The organism is Lewinella sp. W8 (genome assembly GCF_004375085.3).
Lineage (GTDB): Bacteria > Bacteroidota > Bacteroidia > Chitinophagales > Saprospiraceae > Neolewinella.
In genome coordinates, this window is the sequence record NZ_SNAQ03000003.1 from 161,416 (window position 1) to 180,882 (window position 19,467).

Here is a 19,467-nt window from a genome sequence, read left to right on the forward strand (position 1 = left end):
CACCTGCCGTGATGGCCATCGTGACGTCCCCTGACTTCGTCCAGCGTGCCGTCGCGTGATCGCGAAACTTTACCGTTTAGAAATAGGCTATTCCATGAATGAATCATTTGGCCATCAATCCCTTGAATTTTCTAGTAGCGGCAAGGCATGCCTTGCCGCTACCGGTTGCCCCACTGAACTGCCGCGATTCCGCAGGAATCGCTGATGAAACCTCAAGGAACAACCTACGTTTAGAAAGACCTTTTGTCGCTTACAACTTCTGCTCCATGCACACAAAAGAAACTATCATGAAAAATCCAGGCATCGACGTCGATGAGCGGGGATATTACGGCCGCTTTGGCGGGGCCTACATTCCCGAAATGCTGCACCCGAACATTGAAGAATTGAGGGCCAACTACCGGGAAATGACCGCCGATCCTGCCTTCAAAAAAGAGTTTGATGCGCTGTTGCGCGACTACGTGGGTCGGCCCAGTCCGCTTTACTACGCCAAGCGGCTCAGTGAGCATTATGGGGCGAAGGTCTACCTGAAGCGCGAGGATCTGAACCACACCGGTGCGCACAAAATCAACAACACCATCGGCCAGATCCTGCTGGCCCAGCGACTGGGGAAAACCCGGATCATCGCCGAGACCGGTGCGGGGCAACACGGCGTGGCCACGGCCACCGTTTGCGCCCTCGTCGGACTGGAGTGCATCGTCTACATGGGGGAAGTGGACATCGAGCGCCAGGCCCCGAACGTGGCCCGGATGCGGATGCTCGGCGCCGAGGTGCGCCCCGCCCGCAGCGGCTCCAAAACCCTGAAGGACGCCACCAACGAAGCGATTCGCGACTGGATCAATAATCCCGAAAACACCCACTACATCATCGGCTCCGTGGTCGGCCCCCATCCCTATCCGGATATGGTGGCCCGCTTTCAGTCGGTGATCTCGGAGGAAACCAAATGGCAGCTTAAAGAAAAGGAGGGACGGGAGCACCCCGATGCCGTCATCGCCTGCGTGGGCGGGGGCAGTAACGCCGCCGGTGCTTTCTACCACTACCTGAACGACGAGCGCGTCCGGCTCATCGCCGTCGAGGCCGCCGGACTCGGAGTGGATTCCGGAGAATCGGCCGCCACCAGCGTGCTGGGCACGGAAGGCATCATCCACGGAAGTCGTACGTTGTTGATGCAAACCGACGACGGGCAAATCGTGGAGCCCTACAGCATTTCCGCCGGACTGGATTACCCGGGCATCGGACCACTCCACGCCTTCCTGATCGACTCCAAACGAGCGGAAGCCATCAGCGTCACCGACGAGAAAGCCCTGGAGGCGGCCCTCTTCGTCACCCGCACGGAGGGCATCATTCCCGCCCTGGAAACGGCCCACGCCTTTGCGGCCTTCGAGCAGCTGGAATACGGTCCGGAGGACGTCATCGTCGTTTGCCTGAGCGGCCGGGGAGACAAGGACCTGGCCACCTTCACCAAATATCTTGACCAACTAAAGGACCGCGATCATGAATAGACTCACCCAACTCTTTCGGTCCGGCACCCCCGACCTGCTCAACGTGTACTTCACGGCGGGTTACCCCCGGCTGGACAGTACCGTGCCCATCATCACCAGTCTGGCGGCGGCCGGGGCCAACCTCATCGAAATCGGCATGCCCTATTCCGATCCGATGGCCGACGGCGAAACCATCCAGCGGAGCAGCATGCGGGCCCTGAAGAACGGAATGACGCTCGACCTCCTGTTCGAGCAGATCACCGAAGCCCGTCGGCAGACGGAAATTCCCCTCGTCATGATGGGCTACTACAATCAGGTGATGCAGTACGGTCCGGAGCGCTTCGTATCCGCCGCCGCGAAGGCCGGCGTGGACGGACTCATCCTCCCGGATTTGCCCCTGCACGAGTACCGGCAGGACTTCCGCCAGCTGGCCGAGGCCGCCGATCTGCAGGTCAGCTTCCTGATCACGCCCCAGACCAGCGAGGCCAGGGTGCGGGAGATCGGCGCGGTGAGCACTGGTTTCATTTACGTGGTGAGCAGCAGCAGCATTACGGGCAAGAGCGGCGGAATCACCGACGCGCAACAAGCTTATTTTGCCCGCATCAACGCCCTGGATTTGCCCCAGCCAAAACTCATCGGGTTCGGCATCAGCGACGCGGCCAGTTTCCGCACGGCCTGCGCCTACGCCGACGGAGCCATCATCGGCAGCGCCTTCATCCGGGCGCTGGCCGGACGCGAGGATGACGTAGAAAAAGCCACGCGGGAATTCGTGGAGGGCATCCTGCAACCGGTGGCCTGATGCCGGATGCGAAGCCCCTCCTGATCGTGGTCGGCGGACCGACCGCCAGTGGCAAAACCGGCCTGGCCATCGACCTGGCCCGGCATTTTTCCACGGAGATCATCAGTGGAGACAGTCGACAGTTTTATCGTGAAATGCGCATCGGCAACGCCCGTCCGAGTGAGGAGGAGCTTGCCGCCGTGCCCCATCACTTCGTGGCCGACCGCAGCATCACCGAGCCCCTCACGGCGGGGCGCTTCGCCGAAGAGGCCCTGGCCCGGCTGGCGGATATCCACGCAAGACACCGGGTGGCGGTGCTCGTCGGGGGCAGCGGGCTGTACCTCCGCGCACTCTGTGCGGGACTGGACGAGTTCCCCGAGGTGACGGAAGCGGCGCGGACGCAGGTGCAAAGACTCTACGAAAGCGCGGGCCTCCCGGCCCTCCAGCAACGATTAGCGGAGCTGGATCCCGCATATTTTGCGGAAGTGGACCGGCAAAATCCCCGACGGCTGATCCGGGCCCTGGAGGTGAGCCTCTCGGCCGGGAAAGCCTACTCCTCCTTCCGGGGCCAACAAAAGCCCCGGCCCTTTCAACCCCTCTACCTCAAGCTTCACCCCGACCGGGAAGTGCTCTACGCCCGCATCAATCAGCGGGTGGACGAGATGCTGGCCGAGGGCCTGGAAGCCGAAGCCCAGCGACTCCGGGACTATCGTCACCTGCCGGTGATGCAAACCGTCGGCTATCAGGAATGGTGGCCCTATTTCGACGGGGAATACGACCGCAGCACCGCCGTGGAATTGATCAAACGGAACAGTCGTCGCTACGCGAAGCGGCAGGTAACCTGGTTCGGTAAGGGGGAAACCTACCGGGCGGTGAGCAATCTGGAAGATGCCCTTCGGATCGTTGGTGTCCACTGGTCTTGAAGGTCTTGCTTAAGTAGCGCTCCAGGTAAGGCAGTATCGCCGGTCCTCCTAGCTGTCTTTACTGGGCCGGAGGCCCGGATTGCTGCTCGGAGGTCTCGGCATCCTGAACAATAGTCTCTTAATGCTTACTAACTGAACAGCCTACGTCTGCCCCCCCGGGGAGAGCCTGGTGTCACCATTCCCCGAAAGGCGACCACACCCGGTTTCCCGAAGCAGTAAATAAGTCTCACTTCCCGAGAAGGGAAGGGTGATTGCCGTACTGAAGCCGTTGAGCGAGCATCTTTCGCCGGATAAATCCGGCGCTACTGAATTGAGAACGCGTGGGAACCGCAAGCGGGGAGCGGTCGGCGGCCGAAACGCGAGGTACGAGGGGAGAGTTGGCTGACCGTTAGTGACGGCACGAGATGAACAGCCTCAGTCTAACGCCCCCTTGTGAGAGCTTGGTGTCGCCTTTCCCCGAAAGGCGACCACACCCGGTTTTCCGAACCCGGAAATCAGTCTCACTTCACGAGAAGGGAAGGGGGATTGCCGTACTGAAGCCGTTGAGCGAGCATCCTTCGCCGGATAAATCCGGCGCTACTGAATTGAGAACGTGTGGGAACCGCAAGAGGATAGCGTTTGGCGGCCGAAATACTTATCATCAACTGGTTGCCCGCTAAAATATCCCGATTTACCGCAGGGATTTCCCCCTGAGCTTCTTGTCGAATACATTCGTGGTTTCCTTCACGAACTGGACCACTTCGTAGTAGAAGTCGGGGTTGATTTCGGAGAAGTCGTCGCTCGGCTGGTGGTATCCGGGGTGGTCTTCCACGCCAAAGTAGAGGTAGGGGATACCCCGCTTGAGGAACATACCGTGATCACTGGACATGGTCCAGTTGTTGGCCCCCGTGTACTCCGGGCCCTCGTGCATCTGGGTGACGGTGAGGTCCGTTTTTTTCTTCGCCTTCTTCAGGAATTTTGCCAGTTCCGGGAAGTCGTACTGGCCGCAGATGTTGATCGTCCGGTCGGGATTGCGACTGACCATGTCCATGTTGATGTTGAGGAGGATTTTGTCCCGGTCTACGGGGGGATCTTCCACGAAGCGGTCGGCGCCCTTAAGGCCCATTTCCTCCGCGTCAAAAAAGGCGAAGATGATGGAGTGTTTTGGTGGGTTATTCCGGTAGTGCCGGGCCAGCGCCAGCAGCGCACAGGTTCCGGAGGCGTTATCGTCGGCGCCGTTGTACACCACGCCGTCACGGGTGCCCACGTGGTCGTAGTGGGCAGACAGTACGATGTAGCGGTCGGGATATTTTGTGCCGGGCACCGTGACCGTAATATTGTGACCGGTGTACTGTTTTCTCAATCGGTTCAGAAAGCCGAAGGTATCCACCATGGTGGGGTAGGAGGAAATGAACTCGGAAAGGGCGTCGAGGAGGTAGGTACGGGCCAGTTCGTTTTCTCCGGTTTGGCGACCGCCGTACTCGTCTGAGGACAGAGTTTTCAGGTCGGCGAGTAGTTGCCCGCGATCAATTTGGGCGAAGGCCCACTGGTGACCGGCCAGCAGGAGGAGAATAAGGAGGGGGCGAAGGGCTTTTTTCATAAGGACAAAAGTACGGTACCGTGGAAGGATAGTTACGAACAAAGCGGGAAACAAAGACATTTCAGGAGTAGTCAAAATCTGGGGTAGTTGGCTACCTTCCCCGACAACCATACCACCTTCCATGCAGCTTTCCGACCCAACTTTACTGCGTTCATCGGCTTACGTCAACGGTGACTGGCATCCCGCCGGGGCATCCTTTCCCGTCCTTAACCCCTTTAACGGTGAATTGCTGGCGGAAGTGGCCGACGCGACCGCAGCGGATACCGAAGCGGCCGTCACGGCGGCCTCCGCGGCCTTCCCGGAGTGGAGTGCCCGGACGGCAGCCGAACGATCAAAAATTTTACGGCGCTGGAATGACCTGATCCTGGAGAACCTGGAGGATCTGGCGCAGCTATTAACCGCCGAGCAGGGTAAGCCCATCAACGAGGCCCAGGGTGAGGTGCGCTACGGAGCCTCCTTCATTGAATGGTTTGCCGAGGAGGGAAAGCGTGCCTACGGGGACGTCATCCCGGGCCACGGCCGGGACAAGCGCATCACGGTCGTCAAGCAGCCCGTAGGGGTGGTGGCGGCCATCACGCCCTGGAACTTTCCCATCGCCATGATTACCCGCAAGGTGGCTCCGGCCCTGGCCGTCGGGTGCACGGTGGTGGTGAAGCCCGCCGAGGATACGCCCCTGAGTGCGCTGGCCCTGGCGGAACTGGCGTCGCGAGCGGGCTTTCCGCCCGGAGTATTCAACGTGCTCCCCACCAGCAACCCTAAGGCGGTCGGCGCCGTACTGACCGGTGACGAGCGGGTGAAAAAGCTGAGCTTTACCGGCTCAACGGCCGTGGGTAAGCAGTTGATGGCGGACTGCGCGGGAACCGTCAAGAAAGTATCCCTGGAACTCGGGGGCAATGCCCCCTTCATCGTGTTTGATGACGCCGATCTGGCGGCGGCGGTGGAGGGAGCCATGGCCAGCAAGTACCGGAACGCCGGGCAGACCTGCGTGTGTGCCAACCGTATTTTCGTCCAGAACGGCATCTACGAAGACTTTATCGCGGCCTTCACCAGGGCGACCCAGGCGCTTACCGTGGGAGACGGTAGCCAGGAAGCCACCGAGATCGGACCACTGATCAACGAGGCTGCGCTGGAGAAAGTCCAACGCTTGCTTGTGGAGGCCGAGCGCAACGGGGCGGAAATCCTGACGGGTGGCGGGCCAGTTGAGGGCCAGGAATTATTGTTTCAACCAACGGTGGTCGGGGGAGCAAGTACAGACATGCAGATGAGTAAGGAGGAGATCTTTGGCCCGGTAGCGGCCGTGTACCGTTTTGAGACCGAGGCGGAAGCCGTTGAATTAGCCAACGCGACACCCTTCGGGCTGGCGGCCTACTTCTACGGGCGCGATTACGCCCGCTGCTGGCGAGTGGCCGAACGCCTGGAATACGGTATGGTGGGCATCAATACGGGCATGATCTCAACCGCCGTTGCGCCGTTCGGCGGGGTTAAGGAAAGTGGTTTCGGCCGGGAGGGCAGTAAGTACGGCCTGGAGGATTACCTCATGACCAAATACCTCTGCTGGGGCGGGGTGGAGTAGGGCGTTTCGCGCTGCCGGAAGGAGCATAGTGGATTAGTTCATTACCTTCATGCCATGACTAAGGAAGATGCGTTGGATTATCTGGGGCCCACCGAATTTGCGGTCTACCAGCAATTCAATCGTAAAGCGGACCTGGAGGAATTGCTGTCCCTCTTTCGGGAACACCAGATTCCCTTCACCACCCACGATCGGGAGCAAAGCCCGGGAGTGGGAGCCGTCATTGTGGGGGATCCGCTGCAGCCCCGATTCTGGGTGGAGATTCCGAGTAACCTCTTCCAGAAGGCCAACTTCCTGCTGGAGGAGCACGCCGAGGCAAGTCTGACGGAAGAAGACCTGAGCCACCATCCTTTCGCTGAGTACCGCCAGGAAGAACTGGAGGAGGTCATCATTAACGCCTCCAGCTGGAGCCCCGAAGCCGTGGCGGTGGCCCGGGTGCTGCTGCAGCGGGAAGGCAAGTCGGTTGACCTGGCGGCCCTCCGCCAGGCTTATCGGGAACGACTGGCGGAAAAATACCGGGCCCGATCCCTTCCCGTTGGCTACGTAATCCTGGCTTCCATAATCGCTGCGGTCGGTGGCTTTACCTTGTCCTTTATGCTGTTTTTAGGCGCCTTGGGGATGCTGCTGTATTACCGTTTCGGCCGCCGAATTGACCCCAACGGAACCCCCCACGCCATATTTGACGTGCCGACCCGGCGGAGAAGCGGCTACGGTATCCTGCTGGCGCTGGTCGGATTGCCCCTGGGGCTGCTGAATTACTTTACGCTGCACTGGTACGATATTCCGACCATTGATCCCTGGCTTTGGCTGTGGTTCTGAGGAGGTTAGGCGTTGTTTGCGCCCCTGACGCATTACGGAATACGGCGAATTATTGTTAGAATCATTTGCTTGTGTGACAAACGTCACACGCTGCCGGAGGATTGATGCCTAGCTTTAGCCTGCTTAAAGCGATATACAACATGCAAAATCACCATAAAGTACTCATCATCGGCGGCGGAACGGCCGGCATCATGGTTGCCGCCCAGCTCATCGAGCAGAAGAATTTTACTGACGTCGCCATCATCGAACCGGCGGACACCCATTACTACCAGCCCGCCTGGACCCTGGTGGGAGCGGGTACCTACGACTACGAGAAAACGGCTCGCCCCATGGCCTCCGTAATCCCGAAGCAGGCTACCTGGGTGAAGGATAAAGCGACTGGCTTTGATCCGGAAAATAATACCGTGCATACCGCAAATAGTGGTGACCTGACCTACGACTTTCTCGTCGTTGCCCCCGGCCTGACCTACGATATGAGCATGGTGCCCGGCCTGGGAGATGCCCTCGATAAGGGAGTGGTTTGTAGTAACTACACCGACCCCGAGCATACCTGGAAGGTCATCCAGAACTTCAAGGGAGGAACGGCTCTATTTACCCAGCCCGCGACGCCCATCAAGTGTGGTGGTGCGCCCCAAAAGATTATGTATCTGGCCGAAAGCCACTGGCGGAAAACCGGCGTGACCGATAAGACGGACATCGTGTTCGCCACCCCGGGTACCGTGATTTTTGGGGTGCCGGAAATCAAGAAAACGTTGATGGAGGTAGTAGACCGCAAAGACATCAACCTGCGGTTCTTCCATAAACTTGTCGAGCTGGACGCCGAAAACCAGATCGCCTGGTACGAACTAACCAAGGACCCCGCCGGGGAAGGGGTAAGCCTCACTTCCGGAGAAGATTTTAAAGACCTTGAAGGGACCTTTGTCCACAACTTCAAAAACGTGAAGGTCACGGTGAAGGACGGTCGTTTCGGAATTCACTACGATATGCTCCACACCGCTCCTCCTTCGGTAGCGCCGGAGTTTATCCGCAACTCGTCCCTGGTGAATGATGCCAAGTGGCTGGAGGTAGATCAGTACACCATGCAGCACAAGAGGTTCAGCAACATCTTCGGCCTCGGAGACGTCGCCGGACTACCCACGGCCAAGACCGGGGCGGCAATTCGCAAGCAGGTTCCCGTGGTAGTGGACAACATCATCACGCTCATGCAGCATCAGCAAACGGGCAACAAGGAATACAACGGTTATTCCTCTTGCCCCCTGGTCACCGATTACGGAAAGATGGTGCTCGCCGAGTTTGATTACGACAACAAATTCACGCCCGATCCCAAACTGAAACAGATGCTGGTCTTCAACAGCGATAAGGAACACTGGCGGCTGTGGATGCTGAAAAAATACATGCTGCCGTACCTGTACTGGAACAAAATGATGCGCGGACAGGATGTGTAGCGGGAGCGTATTAGTAAACCATCAGCGAGGATATCAGTGGCGGGGCTTCCTGTTGGGAGCCCTTCTGCTGGTGTTACTTGGCTGTGAGGTCAGGGATACTCCGGAGACCAAGTCATGGGAGCCGGCCAAAGCCTTGGTTTCCGCTGAGGTACTGGATTCCCTACTGCGGACCGGTGAGCCTCATTTGCGCATTATTGAGGTCAGTAAGGCTAGGGACTACCTGGCCGGACATCTCCCCGGAGCAGTCAATCTTTGGCGCCCGGATTATGAAAGCCAGGGCGAATACCCCTACGAGGGGATGATGGCTTCCCGGGAAGCCATGGAAAAACTCCTGGGAAAGCTGGGGGTGTTACCCGAAGACCGCCTGGTGTTGTACGACCAGAAGGGGTGTGCGGATGCCTCCCGCTTGCGGTGGATACTCCGGCAGTACGGCCACCCGAAGGTGTTCCTGCTGGACGGTGAAGAGTACCGATGGAAGCAGCTAGGCTTCTCTTTGGACACCAGCACTGTAGCCATGACGGAGTCCTCTAACTACAGGTTCCCGGAAAGTCCCCGATTAAGCAGCGCGCACTTTGGCGACATCCTGTTGGCCCTGGCGGACACCAACCACTTACTGCTGGACGTGCGGGAAAACTATGAATTTGGGGGACTTCCCTTCCGGAGTGGTGAGAAAATCCACCACTTCAAGGCCGGAGCCTCCGACGCGGGCAGTATTCCCGGCGCCATTCACCTGAATTGGTCAGACGCCGTGGATCTGGCGGGTGATCACCGCTTCAAATCCCCGGAGGATTTGCGGCAATTGTACGAGGGGGTCGGGGTTCGTCCGGACAAGGACATCATCGTATACTGCCAGTCTGGCGTCCGGTCCGCGAATACTACTTTCGTGCTGGCGGAATTGCTGGGGTACCCGCGGGTCAGAAATTATGACGGTTCCTGGATTGAATGGAGCTATTACGGTAAACACGGGTTTCATTTCCCGATTGAACGCCACAGCGACTCCACGGCCGTGGCGCTCGCTTACCGTGCGTTGAGTGAACAGTAAATCTATCTCCTTATACTTAAATTGATGACATGGAAAAGTATTGGAACTTATTTGTTGAAGGATATCGGGGGTACGCGGACTACTTCTGGCAGGAAATTACCAGTCCGGCCTGGAACAACTACTTCTACTGGTTGATCGGGGTTTCGCTGTTCTTTCTGCTGCTGGAGGTCGTCATTCCCTGGCGGAGAAATCAGCCGGTATTTCGGCGGGATTTCTGGCTCGATGCCTTCTACATGTTCTTTAACTTCTTTCTCTTCTCGTTGATCATCTACGCGGCTGCTTCCAACGTGGTGGTGAACCTGTTCAACGACATTATTATGTGGGCCACGGGAGGATTCAACCTCCAGGCCAACAATCCGCTGAACACCTTCCCGATGTGGGCCGTCTTGTTGATCGGCTTCGTGGTGCGGGATTTTGTCCAGTGGTGGATTCACCGCTTACTGCACCGTTCCGATCGCCTGTGGGAGTTCCACAAAGTGCACCACTCGGTGCAGGAAATGGGGTTTGCGGCCCACTTGCGGTACCACTGGATGGAGAACATCGTGTACCGGACCCTGGAGTACATTCCTCTGGCCCTGCTCGGCATTGGTCTGTACGACTTCTTCATCATTCATATTTTCACGCTGGCCTGGGGGCACTATAACCATTCCAACATCAGCGTGAGCGGTCGGCTGACCGGCGGTATTCTGGGCGGACTGATTGGCCTGTTGATCGCTAATAGCTTACTGGACATCAATCTGCTGACGGATCCTTCCTTCCTGACCAAAGTGACCGTAGTGGCGGGTTCCGCCGGATTGGGGGCACTCTTGCTGGGGGGCATCATGAAGTATGTCTTCAACAGTCCGGAGATGCACCTGTGGCACCATTCCTACGAATTGCCCAAAGAACGGAGATACGGGGTTAATTTTGGCCTCACGCTGGCCCTGTGGGATTATATTTTTGGCACGGCCTACATTCCCCACAACGAGGGCGACATTCGTCTGGGCTTCCCGGGAGTAGAGGAATTTCCGGAGAATTTCGGCAGCCAGTCTGCCCACGGCTTTGGCCCGTTGAAACAATAATTATGGCGACGGAGCGCAGGTGCAATAATAGGATGTAGGATCAAGGTTTTAGGATTTAGGATTACGGCTACTTAACTGAATCCTCAGTCCTTAAACCTCAATCCTAAATCCTGCATTTCCCCGGCACCTGCGCGCCGTCGCCCCATACGCTACCTCACTCATCAATCTACTGGCACGATTAAGTTTTGCCTTATGCACAAGAAAGATAAAAAGGGAATCCATGAATTGTACGCGGAAGACCCCCTGGCCGCCGATAAGCAATTATGGGATCGGGAACCGCTGCCGAACACGCGGCGGGGATTTCTGAAAAAGGGTGCTCTGACGGCCATGAGTCTGGTCCTCGGGGCCAAAATGGTCCACGCAGAGCATTTTCCCGCGGGCATGATCCCGGCCGCGCTGGCCGGTTCGGACCAGCCGTTCGCCCTGCCTGGCAAACACCCCGGCCTGATCGTGCTCAATGACCGGCCCATCAACGCCGAAACCCCGCCGGAACTGCTGGACGATAAGCTGACGCCGAACGACCGCTTTTTCGTGCGGAACAATGGCATTCCCCCCGAGAACGTCGATTTATCCACCTGGACCCTGACCATTGAGGGGGAGTCCGCCGCCCAGACGAAGACGTATACCCTGGCGGAGTTAAAGCAAAAATTTACTCCCGTGACCCTGCAGCTCACCCTGGAATGCGGGGGCAATGGTCGCAAGGAGTTTAATCCTCCGGCCAAGGGCAATCAGTGGTCCACCGGCGCGGTGGGATGCGCGGCCTGGACCGGTATTCGTCTGCGGGACGTGCTGGAGGACGTGGGCGTAAAGTCCGATGCCGTTTACGTGGGCTACTACGGAAAGGATACCCACATTTCGGGGCAGGCCGACAAGGTGGTGATTTCCCGTGGCGTACCGATTGACAAGGCGATGGAGGCCGAAAGCCTGATCGCCTGGGAGATGAACGGTAAGCCGATTCCGATGCTCAATGGCTACCCCCTGCGCCTGGTCTTTGGCGGCTATCCGGCCTCGGCTTCCGGAAAGTGGCTCTCCAAAATCGTCATCCGGAACCAGGTACACGACGGTCCGAAGATGACGGGGCAGTCCTATCGGGTGCCCTGTAAACCCGTGGCTCCCGGCACCAAGGTGCCCGACGAGGAGATGTGCATCATCGAGGGGATGCCGGTAAAATCGCTCATTACCTTCCCGAAAACGGGGGCAACACTCCGGCAGCGCCAGGCGCTGCCGATCCGGGGGAAAGCCTGGACTTCGACCGAAAAAATTACCCGGGTGGACTACTCCATTGACTTCGGGGCGACCTGGCAATCCTGCACCCTGGAGCCGGCCGCCAACCGCTATGCCTGGCAGCAGTTTTCGGCCGACATTCGGTTCCCCGAAATAGGCTACTACGAGGTGTGGGCTCGGGCCACCGACGCCAACGGCATCGCCCAGCCGATGCTCCTACCCGGTTGGAATCCCCGCGGATACCTGAACAATGCCTGCCACCGGATCGCCATTAAAGTCACCGCCTGATGAGGGAGCCATTCGATAACTTAAGACCGATTCTGGTCACGCTGAACCTCTCCGTCCTCGTCCTGATCTTCTGCTTTGGCTACCTGCTCATCGGCGATCAGGTCGTTGCGATGTTTGACCAGCCGAAACCGATGGACATGGATGCCTACCGCGCCTCCGCCGCCACGGCGGCCGCGGAAGATGTCGATCGCATCGAAAACGGCATTCACGTACAGAGCGGGCTGATCTACGCCGAGGGCTTCGACATCGTGCGGGGCACCTGCACGGCCTGCCATTCGGCCAAGCTCGTCACCCAGAACCGGGCTACCCGCGAGGGCTGGGAGCAAATGATCCGCTGGATGCAGGAAACCCAGGGCCTCTGGGACCTCGGCAAAAATGAAGACGCCATCCTGAGCTACCTCGCCCAGCATTACGCCCCCGAAGAGGTGGGCCGCCGGGCAAACCTGGACGTGGAAGCCATTGAGTGGTACGTGCTGGACCTGGAGTAGGGAGGAAGAATTAGGATTTAGGCTCAAGGAATTAGGCTTTAGGATTTAGCTTAACAAGGAGGAACTGGAATAGGCTTGCTCCGCAAGCCGGTCTACGCCCAGCCTTATGCCCCAAAGAAGTGGGCCTCCGTAGCGGCAAGACATGTCTTGCCGGAGACTAGGCACCCCATCATCGGAGCGCGATTCCATCGGAATCGCGTGGCTCACCTGCGTAATCAATCGGGGCTACCGGAATAGAAAAAGTTGGATAACAAACTACGGTCGGCGGACTACCCCCTTCGTTCCTCGCGTTTCGGCCGACGACCTCGCCCGCTCCGGCCTGGAAGGCCGTTCCTAGCTGCGGAGCGTGGTCTGCCGCCCGTTCGCAGAACGGCCAGGGCCACGCGACCATAGCGGTGCCCGGTGTGCCCACTATTTCAATAAAATAATTGGAATATTTTCGAGAGGTGCGATATTTAAATATGGCCAAACATGAAGCGAACTTGAGAGTAATACCTTTGAATGCGAGTAATGTATGATTACTAAATTAAATTATGGTCATGGATAGGTTGAAATACTTTTTAATTGGTTTGCTGATCATTGTTCCATCCTTCCTACTTTATTGCCAGAATTATACCGTAAAATCTTTTGATTGTGTAGATGTCGTCGGTGTAGGACAGTCCTATATACAAGCAGGCACGCAAATGGGGGAGGGGAGGTTAGAAAATCTACCTAATAGGTTTTTTAAGCTTGATAAAATAGGTAGGGAAGGTTTTCATTATCTAACCATTAGTGTCGATAGTATTGTTGGTGAAAGTTGCTTGTTTATATCGTTTCCTTTGTCTTCACCAAGGTTGCTTGTATCAGAGTTGATACAAAGTTTGTCAGACAGTCTCAGTATTAGTTATTCAATTAAGGTAGATACTTTTAAAGCTGTCGAATTTTCGAATGAGGAAAATCTTTATAACCTTAATGAAGGAATGGTTAACTGCCTATATGGAGGAACAGATAGAGGAATATTGGGACCAACCCCGGTTTTCTTGCGGATGGTAGAGGATAGGAAACTAAATTTTCGAGTAATTAATAGCGTAATTGAAGCTCTTCACCAAAACTTTACTCCTGCTACTCTCGAGTGGATTTCTAAGGAGTATGCCCTAGTAAAAAGAGAGGTTAAATATAATGTTCTACATGCCCGCTTTTTTAAAAATAGTTGTAGGCAGGAATAATTTGGGATTTCTTGGGTTTAGGCATAATAGATTATCCTTGTAGGTAATTATTGGGACAAAGCTTTAGAAAACTTCATTGAAAGGGAAGTGCACTAGATGCAAAAAGCGGGGCTACGTCAAGACGCACTATGCAATCGTCTTTCCGTAGCCCCGCAGTAATTCCCAATTACGAGCTATATAAAATCGTAGCTTAACAGTTTAAAGTTCGGTGGTTTGCTCCACGTAGTCGGTCCGTTCCAGGTCCGTTTGCTTCAGGGCGTCGAAGCCGCCCTGGATGTTAACCAGGTGCTGGAAGCCCCGGGCCCGCAGGATGGAGGCGGCAATCAGGGAGCGGTAACCACCGGCACAGTGCAGGTAATACTGCTGCGCGGGGTTGAGGTCCTTCATGCTGGCGTTGATGAAGTCAAGCGGAAAGTTGACCGCCCCTACGAGGTGCTCGGCGGCAAACTCACTGGCCTTGCGGACGTCGACCACTTCGGCGTCGCCCAGGGGCATCGTCGCGAACTTCTCCGCGGAAACTTCCTGGATGATGTCAACGTCCTCTCCGGCCGCTTTCCAGGCGTCGAAGCCGCCCTTAAGGAAACCGATGGGGTTGTCGTAACCCACCCGGGCCAGACGCGTAACCACTTCTTCCTCATCGCCTTCGTTAGCGACAAAGAGAATGGGCTGCTTGAGGTCCGGGATGAGGAGGCCGACCCAGGGGGCGAAGGTACCGTCCAGTCCGATGAAGATGGAGCCGGGGATGAATCCCGCACCAAAGTCCTCCTTGGTCCGGGTATCAATCACCAGAGCCTCTTCTTCGGCCCAGGCGGCCTTGAAGGCGCGCACGCTCAGGGCCTGGGTGCCCTGCTTGCGGACGTCCTCAAAGCTGGTGTAGCCCATCTTGTTCATCATGGCATTTTTCGGGAAGTACTGGGGCGGCGCCACCAGACCCGTAAGCACCTCTTTGACGAATTCTGCCTTGGTCATGTCGGCCCGCAGGGCGTAGTTGAACTTCTTCTGGTCGCCCAGGGTGCCTTCGGTTTCCTTGCTCATCTTCTTCCCGCAGGCAGATCCCGCTCCGTGACCAGGGTAAACGATAACGTCATCGGCCAGGGGCATGATCTTGTTGCGGAGGCTTTCAAACAGGAAGCCGGCCAGATCCTCTTCCGTGATTTCGCCCTGCTTGATGGCCAGGTCGGGGCGGCCAACGTCGCCCAGGAAGAGAGTGTCTCCGGTGAAAATGGCGTAATCCTTGCCGTTTTCGTCCCGTAGGAGGAAAGTGCTGGATTCCATGGTGTGGCCAGGAGTGTGGAGCACCACGATGGTCACGTCGCCCACCTTCAGCTCCTCACCGTCTTTGGCAACGTAGGCATCAAAGTTGGGCTCGGCGGTTGGGCCATACACGATGGTTCCGCCAGACTGCTTGGCCAGGTCAAGGTGACCGGAGACAAAATCGGCGTGAAAGTGAGTCTCCAGGATGTACTTGATGGTGGCACCGTCTTCGGCGGCACGCTCCAGATAGGGCGCCGTCTCCCGCAGGGGGTCAATGATCACGGCCTCGCCCTTGCTTTCAATGTAGTAGGCGGCCTCCGCCAGACATCCGGTATAAATTTGTTCGACTTTCATGCTAAAGGTTTTTAAAATATTTAGGGTGGTGGAAGGGGAGAATCCCTCCCGATTACCTTAGCAAAATTAGCCTGCTGACCCGCCCGTGAATGTGTATGCGATCACACAAGGAAGTGATTGAAATCATCTCCGGCAATGACAAATGCCGCAGTTTAATCATGGGACTTAACCAATACTGCTAGACAAATGGCCGTTTCGGTTCCTCTCCAGCGTAGCGAAAGGGAGAGGTCAGGAGAGGGAGAAAACGCATTTGTCTAGCAGTGTTGGGCTTAATCCTATAAGTGATGCTACCGGAATCGGCCCCTCAGGAGCTCCCCGGCGCTGCTTTTGGATTGATGAAAAACCAGAAATAGGCCAGGCCGATGAGGTAGAACGGATAGTCCCAGGGATCGTGTACGAACGCAGGATCCAGGATGGGGAAAATGATTTCTCCCAGTACGATAAAGAATGTTCCGGCTACCAGCGTGAAGGCGGCCGTTAGTCGTGGTCGGCCAAAGAGCCAGCGTAGGTCAATCAGCCAGAGGGTGAGGAGGATGGGCAGAAAGCAGAGCGGGTCGAGATAGTGGTCAAGGAGTGTCCAGTGAAGGCGCAGTAAACGCTCGAGGATCAGGTGGCCGCCAAAGAGCAGGAACGGAATGGCCGCAGCGATGAGGTGTTTTTGATTCATCTACAGCACCGCCAGGAAGGCAACGATCAGGCCCAAGATTAGGAGGGGAGAAAGGATAATCAAAATTAGGATGCCTACGCCCCGGATCAGTAATTTCAGGCCACCGAGCCACCAGGGGTCTTCGGGGTGAAAGGTGGCCAGGTGATCCCACCACTGGTAAGCGGCCTTGGCTTTATCCGCCATCGCTTCGGCGGCGTTCGGTTTTGGGTCTTCGGGTGCTTCGTTGGTCATGGTGGCACGGTGCGGGGGCAGAGAAATGGCTGGTACGATTCAACATTGATACAAAATACATCCACCCGGAGTTTTCTTTCCGATCATCGTTTGGGCACTTTGTTTGGCGTCGGAGCGCAGGTGCAAAGCGGAATATTCAGCTACTGTCGCTGCAGCAGGGAATCGAGCTTTTGCTCTACCGAGTCTAATTTCCGAAGCAAAGGTTCGGGGCTTTCGGGCCTCAAACCCTCCCGGATATACTGAAACAAGTTGCGGATGGTGGAATCCGCGAACATACGCCGTGGATGGACCAGGAGCAGGGTGTCTCCTTCCCGCAGGTAGTCGGCCGCATTTCCGTTCGATAATTCGAGCGCAGTTTCTCCGAGTAGACTAATGGTCTGGGAGGCCATCTGCGCATCCCTGCTAATGTTGACGTCCAGGATAATCTTCAGTTCGGAAACCACCGTCAGGTCGGGCTGCAGGTTTATCTTGTCTAGATACCCGATCTCAATGCCCGAAGCGTAAACACTCATGCCTTCCTTCAGTTGGTGCGCGGTCTCCGATTGTAGATATACCGTCTTTTCGCCCGCATCACAGGAGGTCAGGAGAAAAAGCAACGGGAGCGAAAAAAGGAGGGCGGGTTTCCGGCGCAATGGTTCGGGAAGTACTTACGGCACCAAGATAGGGAAGCTCCGTGAATCACTTTGGCATACTTACCACCCAAAATCCCCGCAGTTCGTTGGCCGCATAGAATAGGGGACGGTGGTTGTAACGACAAAGGTATCCGGGGAAATGAAGTAGTCGCATGACCAGTATCACTCAGGCCGTTGCCGGATAGCTAAATGTTGTATCTACTCCGAAACCGTTATCTTGTATTGGTTATCAATCATCCCACCTATGTATTATCCGTTATTGTTTACCGCTATTTTTGGGGTATTTTCTTCCCCAGGCCCAGAGACTATCTCCCCGCGGCCCGATCGTGATCGAGCGCTTTTTTTTGCGGTCAATGAATACGATAATTTGTCCGATTTGAACTTCCCCATCTCGGACGTAGAAACCATTGCTGGGGAGCTGGAGGAGCATTATGGATTTACGGTGGAGATCGTCCATAATCCTACCCGAAAGCAAATCCGGGATAAAATTCTGGAGTACGACGGAAAGTATGCTTCCGGAGAATACGAACAGGATGGTCAACTGCTAATTTACCTGACGGGGCACGGTATTTCTAACGAGTCATCCGGTAACGGATATTTCGTGCCCAAAAACGGGGATGAGGAAGACCTGGCGGCTACGGCCATCGAGTACGATTGGTTAAGGAGTGAAATTGACCATATTCCTTGCCGCAGAATTCTGGTCACCATTGATGCCTGCTTTTCTAACAGTTTTGACGAGAATTGGCCTTCCAAGAGTAGCCGACGCTTTGGCCGTCGCGGTAGCCAGGATAAGGACCAAATTATGGTGGATTTCGATAATTATCGCACCCGAAGGTACCTGACGTCGGATGCCGAGGATAACGAAACCCCCGACAAGTCTCAACTGGCTAATCGGATAATCGAGGGGCTCCGGTTGTCCAATCCCGCTAACGGATACTTTACCGTGGAGCAATTGCACGCCAATCACCTGCGTAAGGCCGCCCCAACCCCCGGCCTGGGTTCCTTCGGTTCCCACGAACCAGCGGCACGATTCCTCTTTTTTCGGGACGGAAGTGCCCCGCCAATTCAGAAAAGCCCGGAGATGCTGGCCTGGGAGGAAGCTCAATCAGTCAACAGCTGCGAGGCATTTCAAAAGTATTTAGATGAGTTTCCGGAGGGCAATTACAGTATCCTGGCGAAGAAGAAAATGGAGGCCTGCGCCCTGGCTAAAAAAGAGGAAGATGCCTGGGCCATCGCGAAGCAACGGAATAGTTGCCTTTCCTACCTGGCTTTCCGCCAGGCCTACCCCAAAAGTTCCTACGGTGAGGTCGCCGAGGCCAAAGAGGAGGAGCTGGACTGCGCGCGGACTAACCCTAAGAAAAGCCAAATCTACGTGGCGGGCGGAAGCTTTAGGATGGGAGATTTTTCCGGAAACGGAAGTGAGTTCGAGCGGCCAGTGCGCACGGTAAAAGTGAAAACCTTTTACCTCAACCGGACGGAGGTCAGTAATGCGGAGTTCGCGCAATTCCTCAACGAAAAGGGGAATTTGTCAACCGGTGGAGGCCCCTGGTATCTCATTGACAATGCCAGAGCTGCGATTAAGAAGTCCGGAACTAAGTACGTGGTGGACTCCGGAAAGGAGCAGTATCCAGTCAGTGGGGTTAGTTGGTATGCCGCGGTGTATTTCTGTAACTGGAGAAGCGAAAAAGAAGGGTTTACGCCCGTTTATTCCATCATTAAAACTAGGGCCGGAATTGCCGTTAAGCCGAACTGGGCGGCAAATGGATACCGACTACCGACGGAAGCAGAATGGGAGTATGCTTCCCGGGACCGCGGAGAGGACCTCCGCTGGGCTGGCACTTCCTCCCAGGACTCCCTTCACTTTTTTGCCAATTTGACGGGAGGAGCGGACGGTCATCGCTACATCGCCCCCTCCGGCGCGCTCCTCGCTAACGATCTGGGGCTCGCCCATATGAGCGGTAATGTATCGGAATGGTGCTGGGACTATTTCGACGGTAAATATTATCACGAAGCCCCGAGTGACGATCCTCGGGGACCAAGTTCTGGAACTAAACGGTCCTTACGAGGAGGGAGCTACAGCCATGCCGTTAACTACGGACGAACCACCACCCGACAGGGCTGGCAACCCGCCGTACCTAACGGAATGATCGGTTTTCGATTAGCCAGGAACTGGTCTTCAACCCTGAGACGGAGTGATCCCAGAGCTCCAAATGGAGGTCGCCAAAGGGTTGGCGGCAGGGGGGAGTGAATATTTGCCTGGCTGGTGGTATCTGGATAAAATCTTGACGGGGGGACTTGAAAAATGTGCGCAAAAGTTATCGTACCAGGATCAGTTGACTGTCCTGCATGCCCTCCACCCAGTGCTTAATCATTGGCGGTATTTCCTGAAATTCACCCGCCCGAAGTTGAAGGTTTTCGCCTAGTTCAGA

At 56.3% G+C, this 19,467-nt stretch carries 17 protein-coding genes; 12 read left to right on the forward strand and 5 right to left on the reverse strand.

The features are described from left to right. Positions 1 to 287 precede the first annotated feature (287 nt). From trpB to miaA, 3 genes are read left to right on the forward strand one after another with little or no spacing between them, the layout of a single operon-like run. Positions 288 to 1,499 (forward strand): tryptophan synthase subunit beta, encoded by a 1,212-nt coding sequence (gene trpB / locus E1J53_RS05030; RefSeq protein WP_134271857.1) that lies wholly within the window; start codon positions 288 to 290, stop codon positions 1,497 to 1,499. Then, a complete protein-coding gene (trpA, locus tag E1J53_RS05035) occupies positions 1,492 to 2,277 on the forward strand; it encodes a tryptophan synthase subunit alpha (RefSeq protein ID WP_134271858.1) in 786 nt (261 codons plus the stop codon). The genes trpB and trpA overlap by 8 nt, the downstream gene beginning before the upstream one ends. After that, positions 2,277 to 3,179, forward strand: coding sequence for a tRNA (adenosine(37)-N6)-dimethylallyltransferase MiaA (gene miaA, locus E1J53_RS05040; RefSeq protein WP_134271859.1), 903 nt, complete (start codon positions 2,277 to 2,279; stop codon positions 3,177 to 3,179). The genes trpA and miaA overlap by 1 nt, the downstream gene beginning before the upstream one ends. Positions 3,180 to 3,849: 670 nt before the next feature. Here the strand turns inward: miaA and E1J53_RS05045 are convergent. After that, on the reverse strand, positions 3,850 to 4,758 hold the full coding sequence (locus E1J53_RS05045) for a M20/M25/M40 family metallo-hydrolase (RefSeq protein ID WP_173021365.1): 909 nt from the start codon (positions 4,756 to 4,758) through the stop codon (positions 3,850 to 3,852). A gap of 121 nt (positions 4,759 to 4,879) precedes the next feature. Between E1J53_RS05045 and E1J53_RS05050 the strand changes: the two genes are divergently transcribed. The 8 genes from E1J53_RS05050 (at position 4,880) to E1J53_RS05085 (ending at position 13,900) form a co-directional block, all read left to right on the forward strand. After that, positions 4,880 to 6,331 carry an NAD-dependent succinate-semialdehyde dehydrogenase gene (locus E1J53_RS05050; RefSeq protein WP_134271861.1) on the forward strand — a complete coding sequence of 484 codons (1,452 nt, stop codon included), beginning with the start codon at positions 4,880 to 4,882 and terminating at the stop codon, positions 6,329 to 6,331. Between the two features lie 54 nt (positions 6,332 to 6,385). Further along, on the forward strand, positions 6,386 to 7,147 hold the full coding sequence (locus E1J53_RS05055; protein ID WP_134271862.1) for a hypothetical protein: 762 nt from the start codon (positions 6,386 to 6,388) through the stop codon (positions 7,145 to 7,147). Positions 7,148 to 7,287: 140 nt separating this feature from the next. Beyond that, positions 7,288 to 8,592: an FAD/NAD(P)-binding oxidoreductase gene (locus E1J53_RS05060; RefSeq protein WP_134271863.1), complete on the forward strand. Its 1,305-nt coding sequence runs from the start codon at positions 7,288 to 7,290 to the stop codon at positions 8,590 to 8,592. A 52-nt stretch (positions 8,593 to 8,644) separates the two neighbouring features. Continuing rightward, the gene (locus E1J53_RS05065; protein WP_173021366.1) at positions 8,645 to 9,634 is read left to right on the forward strand and encodes a sulfurtransferase; all 990 of its coding nucleotides are present in this window, start codon (positions 8,645 to 8,647) and stop codon (positions 9,632 to 9,634) included. A 29-nt stretch (positions 9,635 to 9,663) separates the two neighbouring features. Further along, a complete protein-coding gene (locus E1J53_RS05070) occupies positions 9,664 to 10,695 on the forward strand; it encodes a sterol desaturase family protein (RefSeq protein ID WP_134271865.1) in 1,032 nt (343 codons plus the stop codon). Positions 10,696 to 10,887: 192 nt separating this feature from the next. Beyond that, entirely contained in the window at positions 10,888 to 12,207 is a 1,320-nt protein-coding gene (locus E1J53_RS05075) for a sulfite oxidase (RefSeq protein WP_134271866.1), read from the forward strand. After that, the gene (locus E1J53_RS05080) at positions 12,207 to 12,695 is read left to right on the forward strand and encodes a hypothetical protein (RefSeq protein WP_134271867.1); all 489 of its coding nucleotides are present in this window, start codon (positions 12,207 to 12,209) and stop codon (positions 12,693 to 12,695) included. The genes E1J53_RS05075 and E1J53_RS05080 overlap by 1 nt, the downstream gene beginning before the upstream one ends. A 539-nt stretch (positions 12,696 to 13,234) precedes the next feature. Next, a complete protein-coding gene (locus E1J53_RS05085) occupies positions 13,235 to 13,900 on the forward strand; it encodes a hypothetical protein (protein WP_134271868.1) in 666 nt (221 codons plus the stop codon). A 198-nt stretch (positions 13,901 to 14,098) separates the two neighbouring features. On the opposite strand, the gene E1J53_RS05090 is transcribed toward E1J53_RS05085, so the two are convergent. From E1J53_RS05090 to E1J53_RS05105, 4 genes are all read right to left on the reverse strand, one after another. Beyond that, the gene (locus tag E1J53_RS05090) at positions 14,099 to 15,508 is read right to left on the reverse strand and encodes a rhodanese-like domain-containing protein (RefSeq protein ID WP_134271869.1); all 1,410 of its coding nucleotides are present in this window, start codon (positions 15,506 to 15,508) and stop codon (positions 14,099 to 14,101) included. A 304-nt stretch (positions 15,509 to 15,812) separates the two neighbouring features. Then, a complete protein-coding gene (locus tag E1J53_RS05095) occupies positions 15,813 to 16,175 on the reverse strand; it encodes a hypothetical protein (RefSeq protein WP_134271870.1) in 363 nt (120 codons plus the stop codon). Beyond that, positions 16,176 to 16,406 carry a hypothetical protein gene (locus E1J53_RS05100; RefSeq protein WP_134271871.1) on the reverse strand — a complete coding sequence of 77 codons (231 nt, stop codon included), beginning with the start codon at positions 16,404 to 16,406 and terminating at the stop codon, positions 16,176 to 16,178. A gap of 140 nt (positions 16,407 to 16,546) precedes the next feature. Continuing rightward, complete coding sequence (locus tag E1J53_RS05105; RefSeq protein ID WP_134271872.1) at positions 16,547 to 17,038, reverse strand: MlaD family protein; 492 nt, start codon at positions 17,036 to 17,038, stop codon at positions 16,547 to 16,549. Positions 17,039 to 17,282: 244 nt separating this feature from the next. Between E1J53_RS05105 and E1J53_RS05110 the strand changes: the two genes are divergently transcribed. Beyond that, positions 17,283 to 19,286, forward strand: a complete 2,004-nt coding sequence (locus tag E1J53_RS05110; RefSeq protein ID WP_134271873.1) for an SUMF1/EgtB/PvdO family nonheme iron enzyme — start codon at positions 17,283 to 17,285, stop codon at positions 19,284 to 19,286. Positions 19,287 to 19,467 lie beyond the last annotated feature (181 nt).

Excerpts from the sequence above, each read along its gene's own strand:
- E1J53_RS05085 (WP_134271868.1), top strand. The coding sequence starts at position 13,235 with ATGGATAGGTTGAAATACTTTTTAATTGGTTTGCTGATCATTGTTCCA.
- E1J53_RS05070 (WP_134271865.1), top strand. The coding sequence starts at position 9,664 with ATGGAAAAGTATTGGAACTTATTTGTTGAAGGATATCGGGGGTACGCG.
- E1J53_RS05080 (WP_134271867.1), top strand. The coding sequence starts at position 12,207 with ATGAGGGAGCCATTCGATAACTTAAGACCGATTCTGGTCACGCTGAAC.
- E1J53_RS05110 (WP_134271873.1), top strand. The coding sequence starts at position 17,283 with ATGTATTATCCGTTATTGTTTACCGCTATTTTTGGGGTATTTTCTTCC.
- E1J53_RS05100 (WP_134271871.1), bottom strand. The coding sequence starts at position 16,406 with ATGACCAACGAAGCACCCGAAGACCCAAAACCGAACGCCGCCGAAGCG.
- E1J53_RS05075 (WP_134271866.1), top strand. The coding sequence starts at position 10,888 with ATGCACAAGAAAGATAAAAAGGGAATCCATGAATTGTACGCGGAAGAC.
- E1J53_RS05045 (WP_173021365.1), bottom strand. The coding sequence starts at position 4,758 with ATGAAAAAAGCCCTTCGCCCCCTCCTTATTCTCCTCCTGCTGGCCGGT.
- E1J53_RS05050 (WP_134271861.1), top strand. The coding sequence starts at position 4,880 with ATGCAGCTTTCCGACCCAACTTTACTGCGTTCATCGGCTTACGTCAAC.
- E1J53_RS05090 (WP_134271869.1), bottom strand. The coding sequence starts at position 15,508 with ATGAAAGTCGAACAAATTTATACCGGATGTCTGGCGGAGGCCGCCTAC.
- miaA (WP_134271859.1), top strand. The coding sequence starts at position 2,277 with ATGCCGGATGCGAAGCCCCTCCTGATCGTGGTCGGCGGACCGACCGCC.
- trpB (WP_134271857.1), top strand. The coding sequence starts at position 288 with ATGAAAAATCCAGGCATCGACGTCGATGAGCGGGGATATTACGGCCGC.
- E1J53_RS05055 (WP_134271862.1), top strand. The coding sequence starts at position 6,386 with ATGACTAAGGAAGATGCGTTGGATTATCTGGGGCCCACCGAATTTGCG.
- trpA (WP_134271858.1), top strand. The coding sequence starts at position 1,492 with ATGAATAGACTCACCCAACTCTTTCGGTCCGGCACCCCCGACCTGCTC.
- E1J53_RS05095 (WP_134271870.1), bottom strand. The coding sequence starts at position 16,175 with ATGAATCAAAAACACCTCATCGCTGCGGCCATTCCGTTCCTGCTCTTT.
- E1J53_RS05060 (WP_134271863.1), top strand. The coding sequence starts at position 7,288 with ATGCAAAATCACCATAAAGTACTCATCATCGGCGGCGGAACGGCCGGC.